Raw genomic sequence first — 3,420 nt, 5'->3', positions numbered from 1 at the left:
CCACCGGCGCCGGGCTTTCCTGGAAATTGTCCGGCGGCAAATGATGCTGCTCGGTCGTCACGAAGGTCTCGAAATAGTGCCAGGTGCGGCGCGCGAAGGTGCGCAGCACCTGGATGTCGGCGCTCGAGATGCGCAGCCTGTCCTCGGTCTCGGCCGAGCGGCTGATCCAGCAGGCGACGGCCGGCGAAGCGATCCAGAAGATGGCGAAGAAGAAGGCGACGAAGGCGCCTGTGGAATCGGCCAGCACCGGAATAGCCAGGCCGACGACTCCGATGATCACCGCGCCATACATCATGCCGTAATAGGCGCCGAGATCGTTGCCGCCCTTGGCGGCCTGCGAGGCGGTGCGCCATTCGAGCAGGTTCTGCCGGCTGACGAAGAGGCGGTAGATGGTGCGAATGATGGCGTCGCCCATCATCCAGGCGAGATGCGCCATCAAGAGCACCTTCAGCGCCACCAGCGCCGTGCCGAAGACGGTGTCGCGCGCAAGCGCCGAGAAATGGCCGCGCGGCGTCTGGTCGCCGCTCTTGGGCAGGATCCCGTTCACGATGTCGAAGGTAGGCGCCATGAACAGGCTGAGGATCATAAGCGCCTGCCACTGCGCCGCCTGGGTGAAGGGCAGCAGCGTCCAGCCGGCGACGCAGGCCATGACCCAGAAGATCGGGGTGACCGAGCGGCGCAGATTGTCGACCATCTTCCAGCGCGACAGCGCCGGCACGCCGGAGCGCGGGTCGAAAATGTAGCCGAGCAGCTGCCAGTCGCCGCGCGCCCAGCGGTGATGGCGCGAGGCGTCGACGGAGTAGCGGGTGGGATAGTCCTCGACCAGCTCGACGTCGGTGACCAAAGCGGCGCGCGAGAGCGCGCCTTCGAGCAGGTCGTGGCTGAGGATGGTGTTTTCGTCGATGCGGTTCTTCAGCGCCGCCTCGAAGGCGTCGACATGATAGAGGCCCTTGCCGGTGAAGGAACCGTCGCCGAAGACGTCCTGGTAGACGTCGGAGACGGCGAAGACATAGGGGTCGAGGCCGCGATTGGCCGAGAAGACGCGCTGGAAGAAGGAGGCATCGTCGCCGCTGGTCAGCGAGGCGGTGATGCGCGGCTGCAGGATCGTGTAGCCCGCGGTGACGACGCGCTTGACTGGGTCGAAATGCGGGCGGTTCAGCGGATGGGCGAGCTTGCCGACCAAGCTCGAAACCGCATCGCGCGTGGTGCGCGTGTCGGCGTCGAGCGTCATCACATAGACGACCTTTTCCGGCAGCGGCACGTCGAGCGGCAGGAAGGTGGTGTCGCTGTCGCCACGCAGGAGAAGGTTCAGCTCATGCAGCTTGCCGCGCTTGCGCTCCCAGCCCATCCAGCAGCCCTGCGCCTGGTTGTAGAGCCGGCGGCGATGCAAGAGGTAGAAGCGCGGCGAGCCTTCCGACGGATAGCGGGCGTTGAGCCTGGCGATCTCGTCGCGGGCATATTGCAGGATCTCGATGTCGGCGGCGTCGATCTCGGTCTTGGAATCCGGCCAGTCGGACAACAGGGCGAAATGGATCTCTTCGGCCGTGTTGGCGAGGTGGTGCACCTCGATGTTGCGGATGTTTTCCTCGACGTCGTCGCGCGAGCCGATCAGCGAGGGCACCACGACCAGCGTGCGCGCCTCGGCCGGGATGCCGTGCTTGTTGTAGTCGTAGCCGACAAGCCGGGTGGGTTTGAGGAACAGCGCCACGACGGTGTTGAAGAAGGCCAGCGCGCCTTCGCTTGCCGGCACTGCGAACAGCGCCAGCATCAGCGTGATCGATTCCACCGACAGGCCGAGATTGGCGAGCGCCCTGCCCGACAGCACCAACAGCAGCGCCGTCAGAAGGAAAACCGGGCTGACGATGCCCATCCAGCCGGCGCTGGCAAAGGCACGCTTGAAGGTCACATAGAAAGGCGGCCGGTAGCCGATCGCCTTTTCCAGCTCCTGACGGCGCGGCCCGACCAGGAAGAACCCGACATCGGTGTGCACGTCCGGATCCGCTGTCTCCGGCACGCCGGATGCATTGGTGACGCCGGGCGTGTGGCCGGCAAGCTCGATCGCCTTTTCGGCCACCCGATATTCGGACAGCTCGGAGCGCCGCGCCAGTTGCTCGATCGCGGTGCGGTACTGGTCGCGCGAGAAGAAATCGAGGTCGGCGAAATCGGTCTTCTCACGCAACAGCGTGTCGATGCGGCTGACGCCTTCGAACCAGACCGTCCAGTCGACGTCGTTGATGAGGCGCAGGCCGCGGATGATGTTGCCGGTGGTGACATTGCCGCTGGAAAGCGTCTGATGCTCGGAGATGATGATCTCCTCGGCGTCGGAGCCGGTCTTTTCCAGCTCTCCCTCCAGCCATTCCAGCGCCCGGCCGGCGTTCTGCGACCCGTCGCGCAGGCGGTAGAGCAACTGGGTGGCAAACGTGGTGTCCTGCGCATGCGCGCTGTAGTTGGACAGGATCCTGGTGCGGTCGGCATTGTCGTCGGTCGCGAGAACCCGGTCGGCAACCTCGTTGGCGATGTGTCGCATCTGCCTGGTGCGGTCGACGCGCACGGCGATGCGACGCAGGTTCTCGATCAGCACGAAGCGCAGTAGCGAGGGCAGCGCCCAGAGCTCGCCGATCTTCATCGGCTCGACCGACTGGAAGCCCTCGACAATGGCCTTGAACATGTTGGCCGAGACCGAGCTGTCGGAATGCTCGACATAGCTCCAGGCAACGACGAAAGCGCGCGGCAGCACCGTCCCGTCGCCGAGCGTGAGCGTCGGCAGCTGCCGATAGAAGCGGCGCGGCAGGTCACGCTTCACCTGGAAGATGGTCTCCTCGACCAAATAGTTGTTGTCGAGCAGCCATTGCGCGGCCGGCGTGATGGTCTCGCCCTTGGCCTGGGCGGCATTGGTCGAACGGTAGACTTCGAGGATCTTCTTGGCGCTGTCGCGGATGCGGGCCTGGAACTCGAACGGGGCGAGGCCGAACAGGTCCTTGACCTCGCCCTTGGCTAAAGCGACGCCCAAGGCGCGCAGCCGGTCCTCAGGGAGGAAATTGGAGCGTATCGGCGCTTCCGTCACCAACGGGAAGCCGGCGCTTGTCTGTTCGATCTTGTTGGGATTGGTCTGAATGTTCATTGAAAATTCCGTAAGCGGGGGCGCAATGCGGCGTCACCGCCACGGCAATGGCCCTAAAACCGGTTCAATTGCAATTGGTTGCATGTCAACTTAGGCCGAAAGTTCGTTTTCCGCACCACCCAGGGCGTCATCTCTCAGCAACGCGGTGGACGAGCGCCCCACGCTCCCCGTCCCGTATCTGATCGAGGCAAGGAATCCGGCTTTTTCGTGATGCGGGCAAGAGCTTACGCCAATTTTCGCCGGCGTCGCGATCATGTTTGGCAACAGCCGTTAATGGTTGGCGGCAAGGCGATCGAGCG

General features: G+C 64.3%; 1 pseudogene. It reads right to left on the bottom strand.

Annotated elements, in window-relative coordinates:
* Positions 1-3,121, bottom strand: a pseudogene (locus EOA28_RS29395) (protein ndvB); the annotation flags it as partial.
* Positions 3,122-3,420 lie beyond the last annotated feature (299 nt).

Origin of the sequence: Mesorhizobium sp. M2A.F.Ca.ET.067.02.1.1 (assembly GCF_004023285.1) — a bacterium.
Lineage (GTDB): Bacteria > Pseudomonadota > Alphaproteobacteria > Rhizobiales > Rhizobiaceae > Mesorhizobium.
Note: the sequence above shows the minus strand (reverse complement) of the source record. Positions and strands in the feature narration are given on the sequence as shown.